The sequence below is a fragment of the Streptomyces sp. NPDC046465 genome (assembly GCF_040646035.1).
Lineage (GTDB): Bacteria > Actinomycetota > Actinomycetes > Streptomycetales > Streptomycetaceae > Streptomyces.
On sequence record NZ_JBEYZK010000022.1, the window covers coordinates 32,611 to 55,548 of the forward strand.

The 22,938-nt window shown below is 70.4% G+C and carries 18 protein-coding genes; 12 read left to right on the plus strand and 6 right to left on the minus strand.

What is annotated here, in order from left to right; translation table 11 throughout:
- Nucleotides 1–71: 71 nt before the first annotated feature.
- A complete protein-coding gene (locus ABZ953_RS30100) occupies nucleotides 72–1,430 on the minus strand; it encodes a cytochrome P450 (protein ID WP_361730258.1) in 1,359 nt (452 codons plus the stop codon).
- Nucleotides 1,431–1,715: 285 nt separating this feature from the next.
- On the opposite strand from ABZ953_RS30100, the gene ABZ953_RS30105 reads away from it, so the two are divergent.
- Nucleotides 1,716–2,405, plus strand: coding sequence for a helix-turn-helix domain-containing protein (locus tag ABZ953_RS30105; RefSeq protein ID WP_361730261.1), 690 nt, complete (start codon nucleotides 1,716–1,718; stop codon nucleotides 2,403–2,405).
- A gap of 39 nt (nucleotides 2,406–2,444) precedes the next feature.
- The gene (locus ABZ953_RS30110; RefSeq protein WP_361730264.1) at nucleotides 2,445–3,974 is read left to right on the plus strand and encodes a GMC family oxidoreductase N-terminal domain-containing protein; all 1,530 of its coding nucleotides are present in this window, start codon (nucleotides 2,445–2,447) and stop codon (nucleotides 3,972–3,974) included.
- Between the two features lie 149 nt (nucleotides 3,975–4,123).
- Here the strand turns inward: ABZ953_RS30110 and ABZ953_RS30115 are convergent, their stop codons facing one another.
- Nucleotides 4,124–5,146 carry a helix-turn-helix domain-containing protein gene (locus tag ABZ953_RS30115; protein ID WP_361730266.1) on the minus strand — a complete coding sequence of 341 codons (1,023 nt, stop codon included), beginning with the start codon at nucleotides 5,144–5,146 and terminating at the stop codon, nucleotides 4,124–4,126.
- Between the two features lie 71 nt (nucleotides 5,147–5,217).
- Between ABZ953_RS30115 and ABZ953_RS30120 the strand changes: the two genes are divergently transcribed.
- From ABZ953_RS30120 to ABZ953_RS30165, 10 genes are all read left to right on the plus strand, one after another.
- Nucleotides 5,218–5,868 (plus strand): HD domain-containing protein, encoded by a 651-nt coding sequence (locus ABZ953_RS30120; protein ID WP_361730269.1) that lies wholly within the window; start codon nucleotides 5,218–5,220, stop codon nucleotides 5,866–5,868.
- A gap of 103 nt (nucleotides 5,869–5,971) precedes the next feature.
- On the plus strand, nucleotides 5,972–6,106 hold the full coding sequence (locus ABZ953_RS30125) for a hypothetical protein (RefSeq protein ID WP_361730272.1): 135 nt from the start codon (nucleotides 5,972–5,974) through the stop codon (nucleotides 6,104–6,106).
- 256 nt (nucleotides 6,107–6,362) lie between these two features.
- Nucleotides 6,363–9,011, plus strand: coding sequence for an aldehyde dehydrogenase family protein (locus tag ABZ953_RS30130; protein WP_361730275.1), 2,649 nt, complete (start codon nucleotides 6,363–6,365; stop codon nucleotides 9,009–9,011).
- Nucleotides 9,012–9,016: 5 nt separating this feature from the next.
- Nucleotides 9,017–10,705 (plus strand): thiamine pyrophosphate-binding protein, encoded by a 1,689-nt coding sequence (locus ABZ953_RS30135; RefSeq protein ID WP_361730278.1) that lies wholly within the window; start codon nucleotides 9,017–9,019, stop codon nucleotides 10,703–10,705.
- Nucleotides 10,702–11,979: a beta-ketoacyl-ACP synthase II gene (gene fabF, locus ABZ953_RS30140; protein WP_361730281.1), complete on the plus strand. Its 1,278-nt coding sequence runs from the start codon at nucleotides 10,702–10,704 to the stop codon at nucleotides 11,977–11,979. The genes ABZ953_RS30135 and fabF overlap by 4 nt, the downstream gene beginning before the upstream one ends.
- Nucleotides 11,980–11,990: 11 nt before the next feature.
- The gene (locus ABZ953_RS30145) at nucleotides 11,991–13,937 is read left to right on the plus strand and encodes a condensation domain-containing protein (protein WP_361730284.1); all 1,947 of its coding nucleotides are present in this window, start codon (nucleotides 11,991–11,993) and stop codon (nucleotides 13,935–13,937) included.
- Nucleotides 13,934–15,181 carry a pyridoxal phosphate-dependent aminotransferase family protein gene (locus ABZ953_RS30150; RefSeq protein WP_361730287.1) on the plus strand — a complete coding sequence of 416 codons (1,248 nt, stop codon included), beginning with the start codon at nucleotides 13,934–13,936 and terminating at the stop codon, nucleotides 15,179–15,181. Before ABZ953_RS30145 ends, ABZ953_RS30150 begins: the two co-directional genes overlap by 4 nt.
- Before the next feature lie 73 nt (nucleotides 15,182–15,254).
- A complete protein-coding gene (locus ABZ953_RS30155; RefSeq protein ID WP_361730290.1) occupies nucleotides 15,255–15,497 on the plus strand; it encodes an acyl carrier protein in 243 nt (80 codons plus the stop codon).
- Between the two features lie 2 nt (nucleotides 15,498–15,499).
- On the plus strand, nucleotides 15,500–16,261 hold the full coding sequence (locus ABZ953_RS30160; protein ID WP_361730293.1) for an SDR family oxidoreductase: 762 nt from the start codon (nucleotides 15,500–15,502) through the stop codon (nucleotides 16,259–16,261).
- Nucleotides 16,262–16,410: 149 nt separating this feature from the next.
- Complete coding sequence (locus tag ABZ953_RS30165) at nucleotides 16,411–17,667, plus strand: MFS transporter (protein ID WP_361730296.1); 1,257 nt, start codon at nucleotides 16,411–16,413, stop codon at nucleotides 17,665–17,667.
- Nucleotides 17,668–17,723: 56 nt separating this feature from the next.
- Here ABZ953_RS30165 and ABZ953_RS30170 read toward each other — a convergent pair whose 3' ends face one another.
- The 4 genes from ABZ953_RS30170 to ABZ953_RS30185 form a co-directional block, all read right to left on the minus strand.
- Nucleotides 17,724–19,595: an FHA domain-containing protein gene (locus ABZ953_RS30170; RefSeq protein WP_361730298.1), complete on the minus strand. Its 1,872-nt coding sequence runs from the start codon at nucleotides 19,593–19,595 to the stop codon at nucleotides 17,724–17,726.
- A 40-nt stretch (nucleotides 19,596–19,635) separates the two neighbouring features.
- Nucleotides 19,636–20,295, minus strand: coding sequence for a hypothetical protein (locus ABZ953_RS30175; protein WP_361730300.1), 660 nt, complete (start codon nucleotides 20,293–20,295; stop codon nucleotides 19,636–19,638).
- Between the two features lie 72 nt (nucleotides 20,296–20,367).
- Nucleotides 20,368–21,582: an RICIN domain-containing protein gene (locus ABZ953_RS30180; protein WP_361730302.1), complete on the minus strand. Its 1,215-nt coding sequence runs from the start codon at nucleotides 21,580–21,582 to the stop codon at nucleotides 20,368–20,370.
- A 166-nt stretch (nucleotides 21,583–21,748) separates the two neighbouring features.
- Nucleotides 21,749–22,441: an alpha/beta hydrolase gene (locus ABZ953_RS30185; protein WP_361730304.1), complete on the minus strand. Its 693-nt coding sequence runs from the start codon at nucleotides 22,439–22,441 to the stop codon at nucleotides 21,749–21,751.
- Nucleotides 22,442–22,938 lie beyond the last annotated feature (497 nt).

The window sequence follows — 22,938 nt, forward strand, 5'->3', positions numbered from 1 at the left end:
CGTGGCATGCGGCTACCATGCTGGGCACCCGCGCGGGGTGGATGTCCTACCGAGTACGACGGTGACCGCAGTCACCGGCGCGGCAGAGGCCGAGCGGTGGCGCGAAGGCGCAGCGTGGCAGGGGTGAGTGAGGTGTGCGCGACGGCCCGCACCTGGGCATCCGACAGCGCGGACAGCTGCCAGCGGCTGCTGAAGGTCGCCAGGGCCAAGGCGGCCAAGGCCGTGCCGTACTGGTCGCCGATGCATTTGCGGGGGCCCAGGCCGAAGGGGATGAAGGCGTGGCGGGGCGGCTGTGGGGTGTGCGCGCTGTCCCAGCGGTCGGGGTCGAAGCGCTCGGGGTCCGGGAAGACGTCGCTCTGGCGGTGCAGGAGGTAGGGGCTGAGCATGATGGCCGAGCCGGCCGGGATGACGTGAGCGGCCAGGGTGGTCTCCGCGGTCACCTCGCGGGTGACCATCCATACCGGCGGATAGAGCCGCAGCGTTTCGCGCATCACGCGGTTGAGGAACGGAAGCCGGTCCAGGTCGTCCAGACATGCGGGGGGCGAGCCGGCCAGGACGGAGTCGACCTCGGCGTGCAGGCGCCTTTCGATCTCCGGGTGCCGGGAGAGCAGGTGCAGCGTCCACGACAGGATGTTGGCCATGGTCTCGGACCCAGCGGCGAAGAAGGTGATGAGCTGGTCACTGATCTCGGCGTCGGCCAGGGTGCTCTCGCTGCCGTCGTCGGCGGTGTCCCGCGCGGACAGCATGGCCGAAAGGAGATCTCCGTGGTCCCTCCCGGCCCCCCGTTGACCAGCGATGACCGTCTGCAGGTTGCGGCGCAGGCGCTGTCCGGCCGCGTGATAGCGGCGGTTGCCGACGGTGGGCAGCCGGTTGAGGGCCGGGGGCAGCATGGTCCTGCGGTGGATGGCGTACAGGATGGTGCCGAGGTCGTCGATCGCGTCTTCGGCCGTCTGCGGGGCCAGGGTGCTGGAGAACAGATTCTGCAGCAGTGCCCTCATGGACAGGGTGAGCATGAGCGGGGGCACGTCGATGACCTGGCCGTCGTGCCAGCCGTCGCTGAGTGCGGTGGCCCGGGCGATCATCGTCCGGGCGTACCCGGGCAGGCGGGAAGGGTGGAAGGACGGCTGGATCAGCCGCCGCTGGCGGCGGTGCACATTGTGGGGGCAGGTGACCAGCCCGTTGCCGATGGTTTCCCGGATGCGGTCGTACCAGGGGCCGCCCTTGTCGCAGGTGTCGTCCGCGAGCAGCAGCTGACGGGTCAGTTCCCTGTCACAGACCACGGTGACCTTCATGGTCCCCAGCCGAACGTCGACCAGGTCGCCCTGGGCCGGAAGGGACGACAGGAACCTGAGGGGATCGCGCAGCATGCGCGGAGCATGCCCGGCGAACGGCAGTGCGCCGGGGGCACGGGGCGTCGTGTGGGTTGCCATGAATCTCCTCGGGCGAGCCGACGTTCGGTCATGCGTCGGCTACAGGTCAACTCCACTGACTCACCAGCGCGTTGAGCCGTGGACGTGTTATGTCTTGTCCAGTGTGTGGGCGTGCCGGCGACGCACGCGTACGCGGTTCCGCTCAGCGGAACCCGTGATGCCGCAGCCGGGGCCGGGGACCGAGGTTGAGGCATGGCAGTGGAGCAGCGCCAGTGGACAGATCTCCCGCACGACGGGACCAGGAGCCCGCACAACGGGACCAGGAGCCCGGCAACGGGGCGTGGGGTGCTGGAGGGGGCTTTCGCGTTACTGGAGGAGCGGGCCCGCCTCGGCGAGGCGCGACTGACTGATCTGGCAGTGAACACGGGGCTGTCGAAGTCCACCGTGCACCGCCTGTTGTCCCAACTGTCCGCTCTGGGCGCGGTGGAACAGTACGGCGGCCGCTATCACATGGGCTCGACGATCGCGCGCATGATCCCCTCCCGTCACCACCACTTGCTGAGCAGAGCCTCCGATCTGCCTCTGCGCCAGCTGACGGCGGCCACCGGGGCCACCGTCTGCGTGGTCGCGCCCTCCGCCACCGGCCTGACCGTCGTCCACGGAATCCCTGGAGCAGCCAGCGAGCTCTTCCCCTTCCTGCGGGGGCAGACCCTGCCCCCCGACAGCGCGGCAGACGTCGTGTTCGGGGCCTTCGCACCGCCCGCGGAACCGGCCCCAGGGTATTCCACGGCCCAGTGGAAGCGCCGCCTGAACCGGGCGCGCGAACGCGGCGCGGAGGTCCATGAGTACGAGGGGGACGCGCGGCACGTGTGCCTGGCGACACCGGTCCACGCCTCTTCGGGCCGGGTCGTCGCAGCGGTCGGGGTGGGGGTCCCCGACACCCGCCGCCTGCCCGCCGTCGTCGCCACCGCCCAGCGCACTGCCCGTACGCTCGGCGCGAACCTGCAGCGGATGCACCGCGCCCGCCGGTTCTGAGCTCGTACCTTCGATCCCGACCGGCTGAAGGAGGACCGCGTGCCGGAATTCGACTTCGTCATCGTGGGCGCGGGGACGGCCGGTTGTGTGCTGGCGGCGAGGCTGTCGCAGGACGTGAACACTTCCGTCCTGCTGATCGAGGCGGGTGGCTCGGAGGTGCTGCCCGCGCAGACCTCGCCTCCCGCATGGCCGACCCTGCTCCAGACCCCCGCGAACTGGGGCGACGTCACCGTCGAGCAGTCGGCCACCGGCACGTCCGTACGACTGCCGCGAGGGCGCGGGCTCGGCGGATCCTCGGCGATCAACGGCATGGTCTTCGCCCGCGGCCACCGCTCCGGCTACGACCGGTGGCCCGGCCAGGGCGCCAAGGGCTGGGGCTTTGACGATCTGCTGCCGTACTTCCGGCGCAGCGAGACCGCGGTGGGCCGTGATCCGGCGCTGCGCGGGATCGACGGTCCCCTCACCGTGCGTCCCGCCGACCCGCCGCATCCGGTCATCGAAGCGTGCCTGGAAGCGGCCGCTCAGACGGGGTACGCCAGGGCCGCCGACATCAGCGGCGGCCTGGAGGAGGGCTTTGGACTGGCGGACCTGAACATCGTCGACGGCCGGAGGCAGAGCGCCGCCGACGCCTACCTCGCGCCGGCCCTTCAGCGGCCCAACCTGACCGTCGTGACCCACGCCCTGGTGCGGCGGCTGCGCATCAGCGGCGGGCGCTGTGCCGGTGTGGAGTACCGCACCGGCACCGACGAGGTGAGCGTCGACTGCGCGGGTGAAGTCGTCCTGACTGCCGGTGCCCTCGGCTCCGCGCAGTTGCTGCTCCTGTCGGGGATCGGCCCGCGGGCCCAGCTGGCCGACGTGGGCGTCACGACCGTCCTCGACCTGCCGGGCGTCGGCGCCAAGCTCCACGACCATCCGATCATCAACATCATGTCGAGCGCGGCCCGCCCGCTGCCGCCCCGGCGCAACAACCACGGCGAAGCCATCGGTCTCCTACGCAGCGATCCCGCCGTCCAAGAACCGGACCTCCAGGTCGTCTTCGTCGACCTCCCCTCCCATCTGCCCTCGGCCAAGGACCCCGAGGACGGCTACACCATCGCCGTCTCCGCGATCCGCCCGTACAGCCGCGGCACGCTGCGCCTGGCCGGCAACGATCCCGGTGCGCCGCCGGTACTCGATCCGGGTTACTACACCGACGAGCGTGACCTGGCGGCGATCGTCGCCGGTGTGCGGCTCGTCCGGGAGATCGGCCACGCCCCGGCGCTCGCACCGTGGCGTGGCCGGGAGACGGTCCCCGGGCCGGACGCGGACACCGACGACGCCCTGCGCGAGTTCGTGCGCCGGACCCTCACCTCGTACTGCCATCCGGTGGGCACCTGCCGGATGGGGACCGACCCCCTCTCCGTCACCGGGCCCGACCTGCGAGTCCACGGCGTCGATGGACTGAGGGTCGCCGACGCCTCGGTGCTCCCGTCCATCCCATCGGCGAATACGGTCGCCACGGTGTACGCCGTGGCCGAACGAGCCGCGGACCTGCTGCGCGGCACCGACCCCAGGAGGGCATCGTCATAAAGCATGCTGCCCACCGGCTGACGGAGCAGTTCGCCACCCCCCACCCGCACGAGCCGTCGCCGCACCGCCTGCCCGCCGCCGGATACCTTCCGACTCGCCAGTAGCGGAGCAGCCACTTCCACTGTGCTTACCGCAGCGCCTATAGCCAGTCACCCCGAGGGCGAGAGTGAGGAAGGCGAACACGACGAAGACCGGAGGGCTGGAGCGCCTGATGCCGCCGGGGAGCGGAACGTCGCGCGGTAGACGCTGGGGACCACGCCGACGTGCGCCTTGAACAGGGTGCGGAAGTTGGCTGGTGTGCCCAGGCCGCACCGCCGCGCGACGCCTTCCACTGTCAGGTCCGTCGATTCCAGGAGTTCCCGTGCCCGGCTGATCCTGGCGTCGAGCAGCCACCGCATGGGCGGCCGCCCGGTGCCGCTGTGGAAGCGACGGATGAGGGTCCTGCGCGAGACGCCTGCCTGTACCGCGAGTTGGTCGACTGTGAGCGGCCGGTGCAGGTTGCGCAGCGCCCACTCGCACACCAGCGAAAGCCCTACGGAATGGTCGGGTTGGACCGGCAGGTCGATGTACTGGGCTTGGCCGCCCGAGCGGTGCGGGGCGGCGACCAGCATGCGGGCCTGCTGGTTCGCCACACCGGTGCCGTGGTCCTTGCGGATGAGATGCAGGCACAGGTCCAAGCCCGCGGCGACACCGGCCGAGGTCAGGACTTGGCCCTCGTCGACGTAGAGGACCTCCGGCCGCACGGTCACTCGGGGGTACTGCCGGGCCAGCGCTGCCGCGAACTGCCAGTGCGTGGTTGCCTGGTGGCCGTCGAGCACGCCCGCGGCGGCGAGGGCGAAGGCCCCCGTGCAGATGGACACCATGCGGCTGCCCCGGGCCGCGGCCCGCGCCAGCGCGCCGGTGACCGCTGCGGACGGCTTCTCCGGTTCCAGATAGCCCGGGACGATGACGGTGTCCGCGGACGACAGACAGTCGAGACCGGACGGGACGGACAGTGCCACCCCGCCGTGCGTCTGGACCAGACCGGGCCGCTCCGCGCAGACGGTGAGCGTGTACGGCCCGTCCTGCCAACTCCCGAAGACCTGCAGGGGAATGCCGATGTCCAGCGCGAGGACGTTCTCGAGGGCCACCACGACCACGTGGTGCGCGGCACTGGATACCTGACGACGCATGGCACGATCCTATTGCTCCATGGCACTCGTGCCACTGACACCGTCGCGCGGCCCGGACCTACGGTCGCCTCATGGACGATTCACGACTTGTACCGGCTCTGCCGGGCACGCCAGTGGCGCGGAGCGCCGTCGAGTACGTTCTCTCGTGCGAGAGCGAGCCCGTCGCCAACCACAGCATCCGCAGCTATCTGTTCGCCGCGTTCCTGGCGGAGCACGAAGGGCTGAAGCCCGGCACCGACTTCGACGCCGAACTCCTCTTCCACGCATGCGTCCTGCACGACCTCGGCACCTCGCCTTCGGCCCCGGGCCGGGAGCGTTTCGAGGTGGAGGGTGCCGACATGGCCGCGCGGTTCCTCACCGAACGCGGCTACGGCGCGCGGCAGGTCGACCCGGTCTGGGAGGCGATCGCGCTGCACACCTCGGCCGGTATCGCCGAGCGCCGAGGGGTGCTGGCGTACCTCACCCGCCGGGGCGTAGGCGCGGATTTCGACATCGGCGCCGATTTCGTCACGGACGCCCAGGGCAAGGCGGTGCACGAGCGCTATCCGAGGCTGAACATGGTCACCGCACTGGTCGACGACATCGTGCGGCAGGCCGCATGCTCTCCGCAGGCCGGCGCCCGCTACACCATCGCGGGCGAACTCCTGCGCGAGCGCGGCGAGCCCGGCGCCGTCACCTCCCTGGAACGCTCGAAGGCAACCTCGCGATGGGACGTCGTCTGACGGGCGGCGCCACCGCCGCGACACTGCCGGTAGGTACTCTTCCCGGCCACCTGCCCGCTGCCTCGCCAACTCATGGTCCACAGCCCAGCCCGACGCCTTGAACATGCCCGTGGCATCCGCCCTGCCCCGGCCCTCCATCAGCGCGGACACCGTCGGCGACCGCACGGCCTCCCGCGCATCCGGAGGCTGGGTCCGCACATCGCTCACCAGGTCACTGACGCACCGCCTGCAAGCCTGACCCCTAAGCGTTTCGGCTCAATTGGCGTCATGGGGAGGTGATGCAGATATGAAACAATCGCGCTAGATGGATCTTATCGAAAATGATCAGACGCTATCGCTGAATTATGGCCAATGGTCATTGGGTGAGGGGGATATTGTCGACGCCCTTCGTCTCCCTTGTCCTCGATTCGTGGTCGGCCGCTGCCCTTCTGGAGTGCACACGGGCAGGCCCGTGAACAATCCTCAAGGAGTACGAGTTGCCAGCTTCAAGGCGCTTGATCTCGCCCGAGGGGCGCATATGGGAGACGGGTGAAATCGAGGCCCGCGTATGCGGTGCCACCGAACTTCTCGCGCGCCGCGGCATCGCCCCCGGTTCTCGGGTGATGATGAGCGGGGTCAATTCCCCTGAGTGGGTCGTCGATCTGCTCGCGCTCATTCATCTCGACGCCTCGGTGGTTCTGGTGGACCATCGGGCCACGCCGTCACAGCGAGCGCGGATCCGGGCCCAGGCGCGCGTGGTGCTCGAAATCGGCGACGGTAGGGACGGTAGGGGCGACACCGGGGTGCCACGGCCCAGATCGCATACGAGGGCCGTGCCCGATGCCGACGCCTGGGCGCGGCGTCAGGACGCCGCGATCTCTTGGTCGTCGGGTACGACAGGCAGCCCCAAAGGCATTGTCCGCTCCGGTCGTTCGGTTCTGGACAACCTCACACTCAGCGCGGAACGGATGGGGTACCGGCCCGACGACGTATTCCTGCCCGTCCTGCCGTACTCCCACCAGTACGGTCTGTCGCTGGTCCTCTGCTGGTGGCTGGGCGGAGGCACGCTCGTGGTCTACGGGCCGACCACGCGCCTGGACCGCGCGCTGGCGGCGGGAGTGGGCCATGGCCTCTCCATCGTGGACGCGGCCCCGTCGACCTATTACAGCCTGCTCAACCTGTTCGACCATCGTCCCGCTCTCGCGAACGCGCTGAAGACCGTGCGCGCCTGGTGCGTGGGCGGTGCGCCGTTGGGGCGCGACCTGGCGGCCCGGTTCCACGCCCGCACGGGCCGGTACCTGCTCGACGGCTATGGGGCGACCGAGGTGGGAAACATCGCGCTTGCGCCTCCTACGGATCCGGTCGGGTGCGGCACGCCGCTGCCCGGCGTGGTCGTCGAAGTCCACGACGACCACGGCCGGCCGCTTCCCGACGGTCGGCTCGGCGAACTCGTCGTACGCAGCAGGGGCCTGATGACCGGCCATCTGGGCGAGGACGGCGAGATCATTCCGGTGCCGGGGCCCGTGCACCGCACCGGTGACATCGGCCTGCTCGACGACGCCGGCCGGGTCTTCCCCGTCGGGCGCATGCGTGCCGTGCACCGTGAAGGCCACACGCTCTACCCCGCCCACCTCGCCGAGCGGGCCGCATCGGCCGGGGCGCAAGCGGAGGTCGTCGCCGTCCCCGATGCGCGTCTGGGCTGCCGTCTGGTGTTCGTGATCGCGGACCCGGACGCTCATGAACCCGCGCACTGGAAACGGGTGTTGCGCCCTGTGCTCGCCCGCTACGAGCAGCCCGACCACATCGTCGTGCTCCCGGAGTTGCCGCTCACGAACACGGGAAAGCCCGACCTGGCCGTTCTGGAGAAGATCGCCATGACCTCGCTGCCCGCGTCGCACCACACAGCCATGGACGCCACCGCGTCCGGCTCGACCGTCAGTGCGACCGACTACCGCATCCCCTTCGCCGACCGTGTCGATGCGCTGCGCGCGGTGCGCCGGTACGTGGCCGACAACGAGGAAGCGGTGATGAGAATCCTCACCGAAATTTCGCCGCACCGCACTGCCTACGCTGAGATTCGTCTGTTTCTCGCCACCCTGGATGGCGCCGAGGAGGAGATTCGCCGGGTGCGGCCCGGCTGCGTGCCTCGGGCCGCGGTATTCACACCCTCCAACATTCCATTCTATTCCTACGCGCTTCACCTGCTCGTGGCATCCCTCTACACGGACAGGCTCATTTTCCGGCCGTCCGCTCAGATCGACAGCCAGATGCGACGCCTGCACGCCCAACTGGCCCCGGTTCACCGATTACCGATCGATCTCTCCGAACTCAGCCGACGCAAGTTCGTCACGGGGCCGGTGCGCGAGGCGGACCTCATCGTCTTCACCGGCAATTACGCCAACGCCGAGACTGTCCGTGAAAATCTTGCGGAGGACCAGCTCTTTCTCTTCTTCGGCCGCGGCATCAACCCCTTCGTGATCGCACCCGACGCCGACCTCGACCGCGCCGTACACGACGTCGTGAACATCCGGCTCTACAACTCGGGCCAGGACTGTTTCGGCCCTGACGTCGTGTTCGCGCCGCGGGGCCGCACCGAGGAATTCGTCGACCTGCTGTCCGCCGAACTGGCCGCGCTGCGTTTCGGGCAGAACAGCGACCCTGCCGTCGACTACGGTCCGATCTTCTACGACTCGGCGCTGGTGAACTGCTCGGACTACCTGGTGCGTCACGCGAACCGCATCCACCACGGCGGGCGCATCGATCTGCTGTCCCGCAGGATCGAACCGACCGTGCTGCTCTGGGGCTTCGACGACAAGATGCCCCTTGACGAGATGTTCGCCCCGGTGTTCAACGTCGTTTCCTATCCCAGTGCGAGGCGGCTGCGTGAACGGTTGTCGAGCCCGTACTTCAGCGAGCGCGCGCTGGGAGCGATGGTCTACGGTACCGATCCGGAGACGGTGAAGGTCCTGTCGGAGCGGCACCAGACCTGTGTCGACCACACGTTGCTCGACGCCGAGGACGGCAACCGCCCGTTCGGCGGGTTCGGGATGAGGGCGAACTACCTCTCCTACGGCGGTGAGCGGCATGCCGAACCACTGCTCATGTCGCAGGCCGTGGCGCGCAACCTCCCGAGGGCCGCCCCCGTCGCGGTGCGTGGGAAGTGACCCGGGTGAGCAAGCAGTACGCCGACGCGTGGTCCGCGATCGTCGACTTGCTGGTGGCGAACGGGGTGGACACCTGCTTCGGACTGCCCGGCGACGACCTGGAGTTGCTCCGCGCCCTCGACGCGGCCGGACTGGACCTGGTGCCGTGCCGCGATCAGCGCAACGCGATGTACATGGCGACCGGCTACGCGCTTCAGTCGGGCAGGCTCGCGGTCTGCGCGCTGGGCAAGGGGCCTGCCGTCACGCACGCGGCGACGGGGCTGCTGGAGGCACGGGAGTCCGGTGCGCCGGTCCTCGTGCTCGCCGCGGGAGTGCCCGAACGGCGCCGGGGGAGCGGCGGGTTCCAGGAACTCGACCAGGTCGCCGTGACCACGCCCCTCGTGCGGTGGGCGCACCGGGTCGGTCATCCCGACCGGGTCGTGCCCGCGACGGTGACGGCGCTGACCCGAGCCGTGGGGCCGCCGCCAGGACCCGTGTACCTGGAGATACCCGATGACGTCCGCACGGTGGAGATCCTCGTCACCGAGCCTCAGCCAACGCTGCCCGAACCACTGCTCGTTGAGTCACCTTCCGTGACATCGGGACCGGCCCTGGCGGCGATCCGCGCGAGTCGACGTCCGGTGGTCCTTGTGGGCGGCGGAATGCGGCACCGCAACGACGACGGTGTGGTCGAGCGCTTCGCCGAACGCGTCGGCGCGGCACTCTTCACCACGGCATCCGGCCGCGGGGCCGTGGACGAGTACCACCCGCTGTTCTGCGGCGTGGCCGGTCTCTACGCGGCGGCCCCCGCCCGCGCGCTGTGGTCGTCCTGCGACCTGGTGGTATCGCTCGCCGGGCGACTGGAGGAGACCGTCGTCGAAGGCGGCACGCCCTGGCCGTCGGTCGAGGTGGTGCAGGTCAACGTCGACCCCGGCGGCCTGTCGGCCGAGTTCGCGGGCCCGCGCGTCATCGGAGACGCCCGGCACGCCGCGCTCGGCTGGGCGCGGGCGCTGGACGACGGCGGCGGAGCCGGGCCCGCCGAGGCGAGGGAGCGGTGGGCGAACGAGATCGCCGGAGCCCGCAAGGCCATGTCGCGCGACGCCGAAGCGGAGTTGGCCCGCGCGGCCACGCTGCCGGAGATCCGCATCGCCGAGCTGCTCGCCGCGCTGGACGCCACCGCCACCGAGCCCCGTGTGCTGGTCCAGGAGAACGGGTTGCAGGACATGTGGTCCTACGGCTTCCCCTTCCGGGTCGGCGGCGGGTCCGTCGTGCCGTCGGAGCAGACCCCCTTGGGCTTCGGCGCGGCCGCGGCCATCGGGGTCAAGCGGGCCGCCCCCGACCACGAGGTCACCGCGTTCATCGGGGACGGGGCGTTCCTCGCGGCCCGCGCGGACATCGCCGTCACCGCTCGGGACCACGGCGGCGTGCTGTACGTGGTGCTGTGCAACGGCGGCTACGGCTGGCTTGACGCCCAACGCGCCCGGCTCGGCCTCGACGCCGAGCGCCACCCCTTCACCCGCCCGGACGCGCCGCCGCCCGCGGTGGACGGGTCGGACATCTGCTGTCGAGTGCTGCGCGACAAGGCCGCGCTGACCGATGAGGTGCGTGCCGCGCGACGGTTCTGCGCACAGGGAGGCACCGCCGTACTCATGGTGCCGGTCGCCCCCGACGACATCCTGCCGTCCCTCCGCGGCGCCGAGGTGGTGCCCCAGTGAGCGACCCGACGGAGCGGGACGGCGCGGGGCGCGACGGAGCCCGGCGCCGGGTGATGGTCACCGGGTACGGGGCGGTGACCCCGCTGGGGCACAGTGTCGACGAGACGTGGCAGGCGATGCTGGCCGGGCGCAGCGGCATCGACACCGTGGAAGCGATGGACGTGACCGATCTCGGCGTCCGGATCGGCGGCCAGGTCCGCGGCTTCGACCCCAGCCGCCACATGCCCTCGACGGTCAGCAGGCGGGCAGATCCGTACGCGCGGTACGCCCTCGCCGCCGCGTTGGAAGCCTGCGAGCACGCCGGACTCGTCGTCGACGACCGCCTGGCACCACGGGTCGCCGTGATCATCGGCAGCGGCTACGGCCCGGTGGGATCGATCTACCGGGCCGCGAACATCCTGCGCGACAAGGGACCACGGGCCATCAGTCCGTACACCCAGGTCACGACCGCCATGGACAGCGCCGCCGGCGAGATCAGCATGCGCCTGGGCACCCAGGGGCCCAGCCGCGCCCAGAGCACGGCGTGCGCCAGCGGCGCCGACGCGGTGGGCGCGGGGATGCGCATGATCAGCTCCGGGGAGGCCGACGTCGTGCTCGTCGGCGGCGCCGACGCCTGCGTCACCCCTGTCGACCTCGCAGGCAGCGGCAACGCCCGTGCGCTGTCCAGGCGCAACGACGAACCGACCGCTGCCTGCCGCCCGTTCGACGCGCGCCGCGACGGGTTCGTGATGAGCGAGGGCGCCGCCGTGCTGGTGCTTGAGGCCGCCGAGGTGGCCGACCGGCGTGGGGCGACACCCTTGGCCGAACTCACGGGGTACGGAGCGAGTTCCGATGCCCATCACTGGACCGCCCCGCACCCGGAGGGGCGGGGCGCCCGCCTCGCCGTCGAGGCGGCGCTGCGCGATGCGGGCATATCGGGGGCGGACGTGGACTACGTCAACGCGCACGGCACCGGAACGCAGCTGAACGACGCCACGGAGGCGGCCGTGCTGCGCAAGGTGCTCGGTGAGCGCGTCACTCGCATTCCGGTCAGCTCCACCAAGTCGATGACCGGCCACATGATCGGTGCCGCCGGGGCGGTCGAGCTCGTCGCCTCGATCCTGGCGCTCCGCACGGGTGACGTACCGCCGACCGTCAACTGCGACGAGCCGATCGACCCGGACATCAACTTCGTGGCGCACCGGGCGCAGCACCACGAGGGTCTGCGGATCGCTCTCAGCAACTCGTTCGGTTTCGGCGGCCACAACGCCGTTCTCGTGGTCCGAGCGGTATGAGGTCCCGGCCCGTGAACCGTCTTGCGGAACCGGCCCCGAGCCGCGCATCCGTCATCCGCAGCGGACCGCTGACCTGGATCCAGGAGTGGCACTGGTTCGAACGCACCATCCCCGCACCACGGCGGGTGAACCCGACACCGCTCGCCGACCACTGCCACGTCCCGCCCCCGGCCACGCTCGCCGACATCCACGCGGCGCTCGCGGCGCTCACCGCCCGCCACGAGGCGCTGCGCACCACCGTCGACCCGCTCCGCCCGGTACAGCACGTGCACCGCCCGGACTGGACCCCGCTGCCGGTGGACCGCGTTGACGTGCCCGCCGCCGACCCCGACACCCTGGAAGCGGCGACGGCGGAGCTGGCCGCCTGCCCCATCGATCCGGAGCGGCATCCGCCCTGGCGCGCCAGGGTGCTCCTTGAGGCGGGCAAACCGTGCGCGGTCCTGGTGGCCGTCCACCACGTGGTGATCGACGGATGGGGCCTCGCGGTACTGATCGACCAGCTCCACGGTCAACTGCGCGGCGACGACGTACGGTTGACGGCGGCCACGCACCCGCTCGACGCGGTCCCCACCCAGCACCTGGAGCGCGCCCGCGCGGCGGAGCGTGAATGGCTCACGCGGTTCGAGAGCAACCCGACCGGCCTGCTGACCCCCTTCGGCGGGACTGACGGCGGAAACGGGCGCCACCGCCTCCAGTACCGCTCGGTGGACGCGTACGACGACCTCGACCGCGTCGCCCGGCGACATCAGGCCAGCCCGGAGGCCGTCGTCCTCGCGGCGCTGGCCCACGACGTCGCCACCCGCACCGGCGAACACCGGTTCCTCGCCTCAGTGGTGGTCTCCAACCGGGCCAGGGCCGCCCTGCGCAGCAGCATCGGCGTCCGGGCGCTGACGGTGCCGGTGCAGATCGACCTCCGTACGGGCGCGCCGTTCGGCGAGGTGATCGCCTCGGTCGTCGACGCCAGTGCCACGGCCTACCGGCACGGTCACTGGCGCCCCGCGGAACTGGTCGCCGCCCAGACCCGCATGGACCGCCGCCGCGGCGTCGTGACCGTACCCACCATCGAGTACAACTGCTACGCCTGGCCACGCGACTACCTGGTGCCGGTGCGGGACGCGCCTGCCGACGGGACCGCCACCTGGATCAGCAGCGCGCCCGACGAGCCCTGCGAGACGCTCTACGTCGACTTCGCCCGCGACCAGGGGTTCGTCAGCCTCGACGTCACTGTCGGGGACCACCTGCTGGACGCCGAGCAGGCCCTGGCGTTGCCCGCCCGTCTGTGCGCCTTCCTGCGGGCGCTCGCCGACGGTGCCGAGTGCCCGGTACCGGCGGGCCCACGCACACCTGCCGCCCCCGGATGGTGGCGCGCCGTGCAGGGATGGGCCAACGTGCCCGCGATCGAAGACGTGTTGCGCGACCACGCCGGAGTGCTGTCCGCGACGGTGGCGCCGGGCGGGGAGGGCGATGAGCCGTACCTCGTCGTGCACGCCCGCGTCGCCCCGGACGTCATCTCCGACGACCTGCACCGCCACGTCCTGGACCACCTGGGCGAAGTGCCCGGTCTCGTGGCCCCGGGCCGCTACGAACTGTCCCGGGCAGACAGCGGATCCGACCGGTCCCGCACCGCCACCGGGGACACGCGAACCCTGCGAGTGCCTGCACGCCCGCCCGCGACGAGCGCCGAACGCGCACTGGCCGCCGCCGTGGCCGCCGTCGGACCCAGCAGTCCGTCGGCCGGCTCCTTCGACGGCTCTCCGGCCGTGGACATGAACCGCTGCCTCGCCGACCACGGAGTCACCCTGGTCGCCGTACCCCGCCTGCTGAACCTGCTTCAGCGGTCCGGCTTCACCGGGATCGAGTCGGACGAACTGACCGGCACGGCCTCGCTCGGCCTCCTCGCCGCCGCCCTGGAGCCCTCGCCGCCCCGCGCCCATCGTGGAGGAGGAACCTCACCATGACCGCGTCCCACACCCGCGCACCGTCCGTGGACCGCCTGGCCCCATGGGCCTTCGCCGCCTTCGTCGAGGCGAACACCCACGAGACGGCGTACCGGCCCCCGGTGGTGGACGGTCCCGTCGGTCCGACCATCGTCCGCAACGGCCGTGAGCTGGTGAACTTCGCCAGTATCAGCTTTCTCGATCTGGAGCGTCACGTCCCGGTACGACGGCACTTCGCCGAAGGAGCGCTCGCGCACGGCCTGAGCACCAGCGGATCCCGGATGACCCAGGGGATCTGCCGCCCGCACCAAGTCCTGGAGGAGACGGTCGCCCGCCACACCGGCAAGGAGCGAGCCATCAGTTTCGCCACGGGTCTCCTTGCCAACATCGGCTTCGTCCACGCCATGAGCAGCTCCGCCCACTTCGACGCCGGAATCGAGGTCCGCAATCACGACACCGTCTTCGTGGTCGACCGTGACGTCCACTGGAGCATCTGGAAGGGACTCGAAGGGCTCCGCTACGGCCGCAGCGTCCACGCGTTCCGGCACAACGACGTCTCCGACCTGGCCCGTATCCTGGACCGGATCCGGCCGGGCAAGACCGTGGTGATCGCCGAAAGCATCTACTCGGCCGACGGCACCATGGGACCGATCGTGGAGATCCTCGACGAGTGCGACCGGCACGGTGCCGTCAGCATGATCGACGATGCCAACGGCTTCATGGTGTACGGGCCCGAGAACCGTCCGTACGCCCGTGAGGCAGCCGCGATCCGGGAGCGGGCCGACTTCGTCATGGTGTCGCTGTCGAAGGCCATCGGCCTGGAAGGCGGCGTGATCGCCGGTCCCGCGTCGGCCGTCGACGCCTTCGAACTGCTCTCCGGCACCTCGATGTTCACGGCCGCCATCCAGCCGCCCACCGCTCACGCGGCCAAGTACACGATCGACGCCCTCGCCGGTGATCCGAAGATCGTCGACGACTACTTGGCGCACGCTGCCCGCCTTCGCCGACAGATACACGAGACCGACACGCCGACGACGCCGACCGATTCGTACATGCTCTCGGTGCCGATCGGGAATGACGCCGCCGCCCTGCAGATGCGGGAGTGGTTCGTCGAGGACGGCTACCTCGTACCCGTCTTCTCCTACCCGGCGGTCTCACGCAACCAGGCGCTGCTGCGCTTGTTCCCGCACGCGGGCCACACCGAGGAGCAGATGGACGGATTCCTGAGCACCCTCCTCACCTACCGACAGCGCCTCGGGCTCTGACGTCCCTACCGAGACGCGCCGCACCAACCCCGCTCCGAGAGCCGCACCGACCCCGTGCCGAGAAGGGAACCCCGTGGTGGACACCACCGAAATCCTCAACGCCATCGCCGACATCGTCGAAGAGGTCACCGGCGTCGACTCGGCGGAGGTGATCACCGAGAGGTCCTTCACCGAGGATCTCGACATCGACTCCCTGGCGATGGTGGAGATCACCGTGCTGTTCGAGGACAGGTTCGACGTGAAGATCCCCGACGACCAGGTCGCGGAGTTGAGAACCGTCGGCGACGCGGCGAACTACATCGCCCAGCACCGGTGACCATGAGTGTCCTCGACCGCTTCCGGCTCGACGGTCGTGTCGCCGTGGTCACCGGCGCCTCCTCCGGCCTTGGCGTCGCCTTCGCCACCGCGCTGGCCGAGGCCGGGGCCGACGTCGTACTCGGGGCGCGGCGCACCGGGAGGCTGGAGGCCACGCGTGCGGCCGTCGAGAAGCTCGGCCGCAGGGCCGTCGCTGTGCGGACCGACATCGCCGAGCCGGAGGACTGCCGCGCGCTGATCGCCGCAGCCGTGCGCGCCTTTGGACGGGTGGACATCCTGGTGAACAATGCCGGGATCAGCAGCGAACTACCCGCGGCGGAAGAGACGCCGGAGCAGTTCCGCAAGGTCATTGACATCAATCTCAACGGCTCGTACTGGATGGCCCAGGCCGCCGGCGCGGTGATGCTGCCCGGCAGTGCCATCGTCAACGTGTCGAGCATCCTCGCACTGGTCACGGGCGGTCTGCCGCAGGCCGCCTATTCGGCGTCGAAGGCCGGGCTCCTCGGGCTCACCCGCGATCTCGCCCAGCAGTGGACCCCCGGCAAGGGAATCCGTGTGAACGCCCTCGCGCCGGGCTTCTTCACCTCCGCGATGACCGACGGCTACGACGCGGGCTACCTTGAGGCGATGTTGCCGCGGGTCCTCTCGGGCCGCATCGGGCAACCCGAGGAGCTCGCCGCGGCCCTGGTCTTCCTCGCCTCCGACGCCTCGTCCTACGTCACCGGCACCACCCTGACGGTCGACGGGGGCACGCACATCGCGTAGCACTCCGTGGCTGTGATGTCTCTGTCCGAGCAGCGCGTCCAACGGAACCCGTGAGCGGATGTGTCGATGGTGTCGATCAGTGAGCGGTGCGGTCATGCCTGCATCGGTGCGCCCGGGCGCGGTCACGGGGGCGGCTCGGGGAGGGGGCGATGACGACGGAGCCGACCGACCGTTCGCTTCCGGGCGCGCGGCTCGGCGATCAGCACCTGCGCCGCCTCGTGGTGGGCGAAGGTCTGGCGGCCGTGGTCGACGCGCTCTTCCTCGTATGGCTCACGCTCTACGTGCTCGAACTGTCGGAACCCGGCATCGCCACAGGGCTGGTCCTTGTGGCCGTGGCCCTGCCGCGAGCGGCGCTCCTGCTTCCCGCGGGCGTACTGGTCGACCGCCTCGGTCCCGCGCGAGTCGCGGCCACCGCCTGCTGGCTGCGAGTCGCCGTCCTGCTCGCCCTCGGCGCCCTGGTCGCGTTCACCTCACCATCGGTGACGACGGTCGCGCTGCTCGCCGGGGTGCTCGGCGCCGCCGACGCCGCGTACTTCCCGGCGGCCCTGGCGTTGATACCCGCCGTCGTACTGACCGCGAAGCTCTCCCGGGTCAACGCGCTGGTGCAGGGTGCGGAGTCCGGGGGCGATCTGGTCGGCCCGGCGGTGGCCGCCGGAGCCATCGCCGCGGTCGGCTTCGACGTGACGCTCGGTGTGATCGCGGCGACGGCCGCGCTGGCAGCCATCGCCCTCAGCCCGCTCATCCGCGTGCTACGACGTGGCGAAGACACCAGGGGCGACGCCGGTCCGGACACCATCGACAGGGAACAGCTCAGCAGTGTGCGTGCCCTCGGTGCGGGCTTGAGATACGCGTGGCACGAACCGCTGGTGCGAGGAATGCTGGCCGCTGTCGCATTGATCAACATTACGGTCGTGGGCCCCGTGCTCGTGGGCGGCGCGGTGCTCGCCGATCAACGCCTCGGTGGCGCGGGCTCGTTGGGTGTCGTGCTCTCCGGTTTCGGTGCCGGTTCTCTGGTCGGCTCATTCATAGCCGGGTGGCGGCCGCCCGCCCGGCGCGGCTGGACCGTGGTCGGCGGGGTCGCGGCGATCGGCGGGGGCGTGGCCGGACTCGCGGCCGTCACCCATGTCGTCGCCGCGACAGCGGTCGTCTCCGTCGTCGGCGTCGGATCCGCGTCCCTCGGAGTGGTCATCGTGGCCACTCTGCAGGAGCGAGTGCCCAAGCAACTGCGGGGCCGGGTGCTCAGCCTCGTCGTGCTGGCGACGGTGGCGTTCGATCCGTTCTCCTACGTGATCGCGGGCGTCCTGCTCCCGTACGGCACGACGACGCTGTTCCTGGTCTGCGGCGGCGCCGTCCTGGCGTGCGCCGGCCTGGTCGCCGCGAACCCGGCGATCCGGGCCCTGCGTTGACCAGGCAGGCTGCCGACTCCTGACCGACGATTCGGTCCTGTCGGAGCCGCTTCCGTTCAGGCCGCCAGCGCGGCTCCCCGCTGCGCGTAGAAGATGTCGATGTCGACTTCCTCGCCGCCGACGGTCTGCGTGTCCCACGGCCCGCTCCGGAGCAGTGTGTACAGGGTCTCGCTGCGCAGCGTCTCCAGATGTGTCCGCAGCCGGTCGTCGTCCGGCATCCCCGCGATGCGCGGTGCCAACCGATCGCGGATGGCGCGCAGTTGATCCATGAGTGCTGCGATGTCCGCTTCCCGGTCGAGAGGCTGTTCCGCGGCCGCGGTGATGCTCTGCTCGATGACGTCCTTGATGGCGATGGTCTCCCCGTCGCCATGCGTGGTGATCATGGCGTTCCAAGCGCGGCTCTTGTGCCGGTACTGGAGCATCGACATGGCCGCCTCGTGGCGGACGAAGTCCGCGTCCCGGAAGGGGCGTCCGCGCCAGGTACCGGCGAGCGTCCGGGCGAGCGAGATCGCCGATGCGAGGCCGCTGTTGAGGCCGCGGCCGGGCCAGAAGTGGATGGCGTTGGCTGCGTCGCCGAGCAGGAAGCCGTACGTTCCCGGGGCGGTGGCGGTCGTCGGGTGCAGGCGGGCGGTGAACCTGGGGCGCTGCACCATGTCCAGGCGGAACGCGGTGACCGCGGTCAGGTCCTCCTCGGCCACGCCGAACAGCGCCAGGCCCTCCCGCACCCGTTTCCACAGCGCGGAGCCTTTGATCAGCGCGGGCAGGAACAGGGTGCTGTGGGTGTCGCACAGGAAATCGCCGTCCACGCCGCGGTTCATCACGCACGGGCGGGAGGCGATGCACTCCTCGAAGACCTGCCGGACGGGGTCGATCCCCACCACTTCCCGCGCCTCGCTGTCGGTGAGCCGCATATTGAGGAAACCCTCGCCGCGGAGCGAGTTCAGCAGGAAGCGGTTCTGTGCCACGGTGAGGAGTACGGACATGGGGTCGGTGAGCCCGGAGGTGACCTTCAGTCCGAGGACGACGTCCCGCAGATGCTCGCCGTCGAGCGAGTAGATCGAGGAGTCGGCCCGGCCGAACTTCGCCGTGAAGTGCTCCCGGGTCCGCGACCGGCCCCCTTCGCAGACGGCCAGGACGTGCCCGGCCGCCACCACCGCCCGGTGCTCGTCGGGATCGAACCGCTCGGGGACCAGACGGATCTGGTCCGGCTTCTCTCCGGCCAGCTCCAGGAGGACGTCCTCGACCTGGGCGATACGGATGTTGCGCGGCGGGTGGCCGTCCACCGAGTCCGGCCCTGCCGGCCACATCTCGCTGAAGGAACCCTCCTGGAAGAGCCGTTCCCGCACCTCCTCCGGCAGCGCAAGGTACTGGCGGCTCTGGACCGTGACGACCTGTTGGCGGCGGACGTTGCCCTGCTTCTCGTCCTTCCACACCACCCGGCCCTTGTCGCGGGTCCAGCGCCCCTCGTACACCGTGACGCGCACCCGCCGCCCCAGCAGCGATTCGAGCTGCAACGCGAAGGCGAGTCCGACCGGTCCGCCGCCCGAGACCGTCACCTCGAGGACCGGACCCGGCTCCTCCGCTGCCGGTGGCGCGAGTGCCTCAAGGACCGACAGGTCCAGGATCGTCTCCAGCGGACCGGCCGCCTCGAAACCGAACGTCTCCTCACCGATGGTGAACAGATCACCGGGCCGCAGCACGTGCGACGTCGTCCGCTCCCCGTTCACCACCGTCCCGTTGGCGCTTCCCCTGTCGTAGAGGACGAACCCGTGCCCCTCCCGGCGAACCTCCGCGTGCAGCCGCGAGATGCTCGCGTCGGGGATCACCACACTGTTCCCGCTCCTCCGCCCGAAGGTGAGCGGCTTGCTCCCGATCGTGAACCTCTGCCCGGCCAGCACTCCGCGGCGGCCGACAACCTCTGGTGGCATCTCCCCACTCCGATCCCACGCGCTCCCTGAGCCACGACGTCTACGCCGCCCGGTACGGGCCCCGACGGACGCTCGCGGCATTCCCCTGCTGCTTCGGTATGCACCGATGTACGAGACGAATCGCGCAAGCGTTCAGGTGGATGTCCAAGGCAGGTGACAACTGCACCATGACGACTGCGTGGTGCACACCTCCGTCGACGAGGGCAAGGCGAGCCCCGCGACCGCGGTCAGTACCGGAGCAGCCCACCAGCGGCTCCGCCGAGGCTCCGAAGGGTGATCTGAGCGCCGGTGCCGAGCTGGCGAAGACCGGTTCTGATGGCAGCATCGCTCCGGCCGCCGCCAGGACGCCGAGGTCACCGGTGCCGTCCAGGACCGCGTGCAAGTTGCCCTGCGCCTCCGCCGGCAGACGGCTCCGTACGCGCGGTGCCAGGGAGGGGAAGCAAGCTTGGATCAACTCCAATGCCGCGCGGGCGTCGAGGGAGGCGGCGGGCGCCGCAGCCAAGGGCGACGGCGCTGGCGCGGTCAAGTTCGGCACCAGTAACTGCTCGGACGGCGCCCCGTCGTCCAGGCCCAACGCGGCGCTCAACGCCCTGCGGTAGACGTCGGTCAGCCGCCCGAGCGCGGTCAGGAGAGGCCGGAGAACCTGATGGAGGCCCGCGAAGCTGACCGTGCTCTCGAACTCCACGCCCGCGGCCCGCACGACCCGTATTCGAGGCAGGGGAAAACCGGCCTGGCTCGGTGAGCCAGGCCGGGCCGGGCCGGTGCGGCGTGGTCAGTCGGTGGCGACCGTCGGGTGGAGGTAGAAGGTCTCGTTGGCCAGTGGCACGGGGCCCACCTGGTCGGGCCATTGGACGACCCAGGCGCCGTCACCGTTCTCGCCACGGTTGATGTTGGCGTACAGGCCGGTGGAGTTGTTCCGCAGCATGGTCAGGTTCGGCCAGTTGGCGACGGGGTGCTCCAGGGTCCAGTTCTGGGTGTCGCGCTGAGGGCCGCCGGGGTCGGGCTGGCCCTCCCGGCCGTGGCACGTCCAGATGTTGAGCCAGTCACCGGCGCGGGAGGACTGGCCCCGGTAGACGTCGAGGCACTTGCCGCTGTCCGAGCTGACGATGCGGTAGAGCGGGTCTCCGTCCGGTGCGGTGTAGCCGCCTGGCACCAGCCGCCACCGCTGGTTGACGGCACCGTTGTCGTGGTACTGGACGACGTGCGTGCCGTCGCTGTCGTTGCCGTTGAAGACGTCGAGATTCCGGCCGCTGTTCTCCGCGTGCAGGGTCAGTTCACGCGGCTCGGCCTGGGCGCGCAGCGAGCCGAAGTGGACGGGCCAGTGGTCGCTGCCCCGGTTGATCCCGCGGGTGGCCTGCCAGTTGTCCGTGCTCACGTTGGAGACCATGTAGTCCAGCTCACTGCCCCCTTGGTGGGTGGCCAGACCGGTGTTGTACACATGGCTGCCGGGCGGCATGCGAAACGGGGGCAGGGTCGACGGGTCCCGGTTGAAGTCCCCCAGCGCGGCCCAGTTCCCGACTCCGTAGTAGGCAGCCTCGAGCGCGGTGTTGCTCAGCAGCTGCGGTACGTCGAACCCGCTGCCGGAGGCGGCGTGCAGAGAGGCGAACAGCACGTTGTCGGCGGCCCGGACCACGCCGACCGCGTTCCGGTACTGGCCTCTGATCTGGATGACCCGCTCCGGCCGGAAACTGGTGACGATGCCTACGTTGCGCGACCCGGTGGTCAGGACGTACAGGTAACGCCAGTTGCCGCGGCCGATGTCCCACCGGTACTCGTCGATGCCGTTGATGGTCCCCAGGTGAATGGAGCCCGCGGGCTGGGTGTTGGGCACCTCCTGGAGCGCGACCACGCTGTTGTCGCGTGCCAGGACGCGCACGCCGGTCCACCGGTCGCTGCCGACCTGCATGTTCCATGTGGCGACCCGGTGTGTATCCGGGTTGGCCGCGTGCGCCGTGCCGCCGCCCGCCACCAGGATGGTGCTGAGCATCAGTGCGGTCGCCAGTACGGCACCCAGGCGATGTAGGACACCTCTGCGGGCCGCGGGTTCCGTTGCCGCGTCGGGTAACGCTGGGTTCCGTTTCTTGCGTCGCGATCTCATGAGTGCTCCCGAATCTGCTCGGTGTGATGGACCTGGAGACGCGGATTCCCCAGGTTCAGTGCTCGGCGGCCCGCCTGATCAAGGCCGCGACTTCGGCGGGCCGCGAGAGGTAGACGGCGTGGCTGGCGGCGATCTCGACGACCTGCGAGCCCGTCCTCTCCGACATCGCTCGCTGGGCCGCCGGCGGAATCATGTGGTCCTCGGTCGCGACGAGATACCAGCTCGGCTTCACCCGCCAGGCAGGCTCAGCCACCGCACCGGAAAGGGCGTCGACTCCCCACGGGACCTGGGAGTCGGCGAGGAACGCCGCCTGCTCGGCGGGCAGATCACCGGCGAACGCGTCCGCGAACTTCTCACGGTCCAGGAACAGGAAGCCGTCCCTGGGCGGCAGGATGGGCGGGACCGGCGCGCCGGGTGGAGGGTCGGCGATCAGGGTGCTCACCGACTCGCCCTTGTCGGGCGCGAACGCCGCGATGTAGGCCAGGGCCGCCACCTTGGGGTGCGTGCCCGCCTCGGAGATCACAGCGCCGCCGTAGGAATGCCCCACCAGGACGGCCGGACCGTCCAGCGCGTCGAGGACCAGGCGTACCGCGGCGACGTCCCCGGCCAGGGACAGCGTCGGATTCTGTACGACGCTGACCTTGTACCCGTCCTGCGTGAGGATGTCGTACACCCACTGCCAGCCCGATCCGTCCACGAAGCCTCCGTGGACGAGAACGATGTTCCTCGGTTCTGGGTTCGTGCTCATGTCCCCTCCTCGGTCTCGGGCCGTTGCGGCCACGGAAAGAAAGCTAGGCGGGGACGAGCGCGGCCGATTCCGTCAAGTGACGTAGTTCGGCGGGCAATGACGGCTGCGAGGAAGATCCTGACAGCGGGTGTCAGCAACACACAGGGCCGGCTGGAGCTTCTCGCGTGGGATGCGCGTGAGCGGCGGCCCTTCCGGGTGCCGCTCGCGCCACCGCGTTGCCGATGGCGGGCGCCACCCCGGCGATGGTGATCTCACCGAGACCCTGCACGCCGATCGGATCGGTCTGCGGGTCCTGGGTGTTGATCAAGGCGGCGTCGAGGTTGGGGACGTCTGGATGCACCCCGGAGCTTCGCCGCATGGTGCTGCGGCCAGGTGGGCTGCGTTACGCCGGGTTGTGCTGGTCTGCCGGGCCCGTCCGGCGGTGCGTTCTGTTTCCATCGCGGTCGGATCGGGTACTCAGTGCCGGGGCGTGGAAGCCCGTCACGAAATTCGTGAAA

What these genes read in the sequence shown, in the direction of transcription:
- ABZ953_RS30100 (WP_361730258.1), bottom strand. Translation starts at nt 1,430, where the DNA reads ATGGCAACCCACACGACGCCCCGTGCCCCCGGCGCACTGCCGTTCGCC.
- ABZ953_RS30115 (WP_361730266.1), bottom strand. Translation starts at nt 5,146, where the DNA reads ATGCGTCGTCAGGTATCCAGTGCCGCGCACCACGTGGTCGTGGTGGCC.
- ABZ953_RS30120 (WP_361730269.1), top strand. Translation starts at nt 5,218, where the DNA reads ATGGACGATTCACGACTTGTACCGGCTCTGCCGGGCACGCCAGTGGCG.
- ABZ953_RS30125 (WP_361730272.1), top strand. Translation starts at nt 5,972, where the DNA reads ATGCCCGTGGCATCCGCCCTGCCCCGGCCCTCCATCAGCGCGGACACC.
- ABZ953_RS30150 (WP_361730287.1), top strand. Translation starts at nt 13,934, where the DNA reads ATGACCGCGTCCCACACCCGCGCACCGTCCGTGGACCGCCTGGCCCCA.
- ABZ953_RS30160 (WP_361730293.1), top strand. Translation starts at nt 15,500, where the DNA reads ATGAGTGTCCTCGACCGCTTCCGGCTCGACGGTCGTGTCGCCGTGGTC.
- ABZ953_RS30165 (WP_361730296.1), top strand. Translation starts at nt 16,411, where the DNA reads ATGACGACGGAGCCGACCGACCGTTCGCTTCCGGGCGCGCGGCTCGGC.
- ABZ953_RS30170 (WP_361730298.1), bottom strand. Translation starts at nt 19,595, where the DNA reads ATGCCACCAGAGGTTGTCGGCCGCCGCGGAGTGCTGGCCGGGCAGAGG.
- ABZ953_RS30180 (WP_361730302.1), bottom strand. Translation starts at nt 21,582, where the DNA reads ATGCTCAGCACCATCCTGGTGGCGGGCGGCGGCACGGCGCACGCGGCC.
- ABZ953_RS30185 (WP_361730304.1), bottom strand. Translation starts at nt 22,441, where the DNA reads ATGAGCACGAACCCAGAACCGAGGAACATCGTTCTCGTCCACGGAGGC.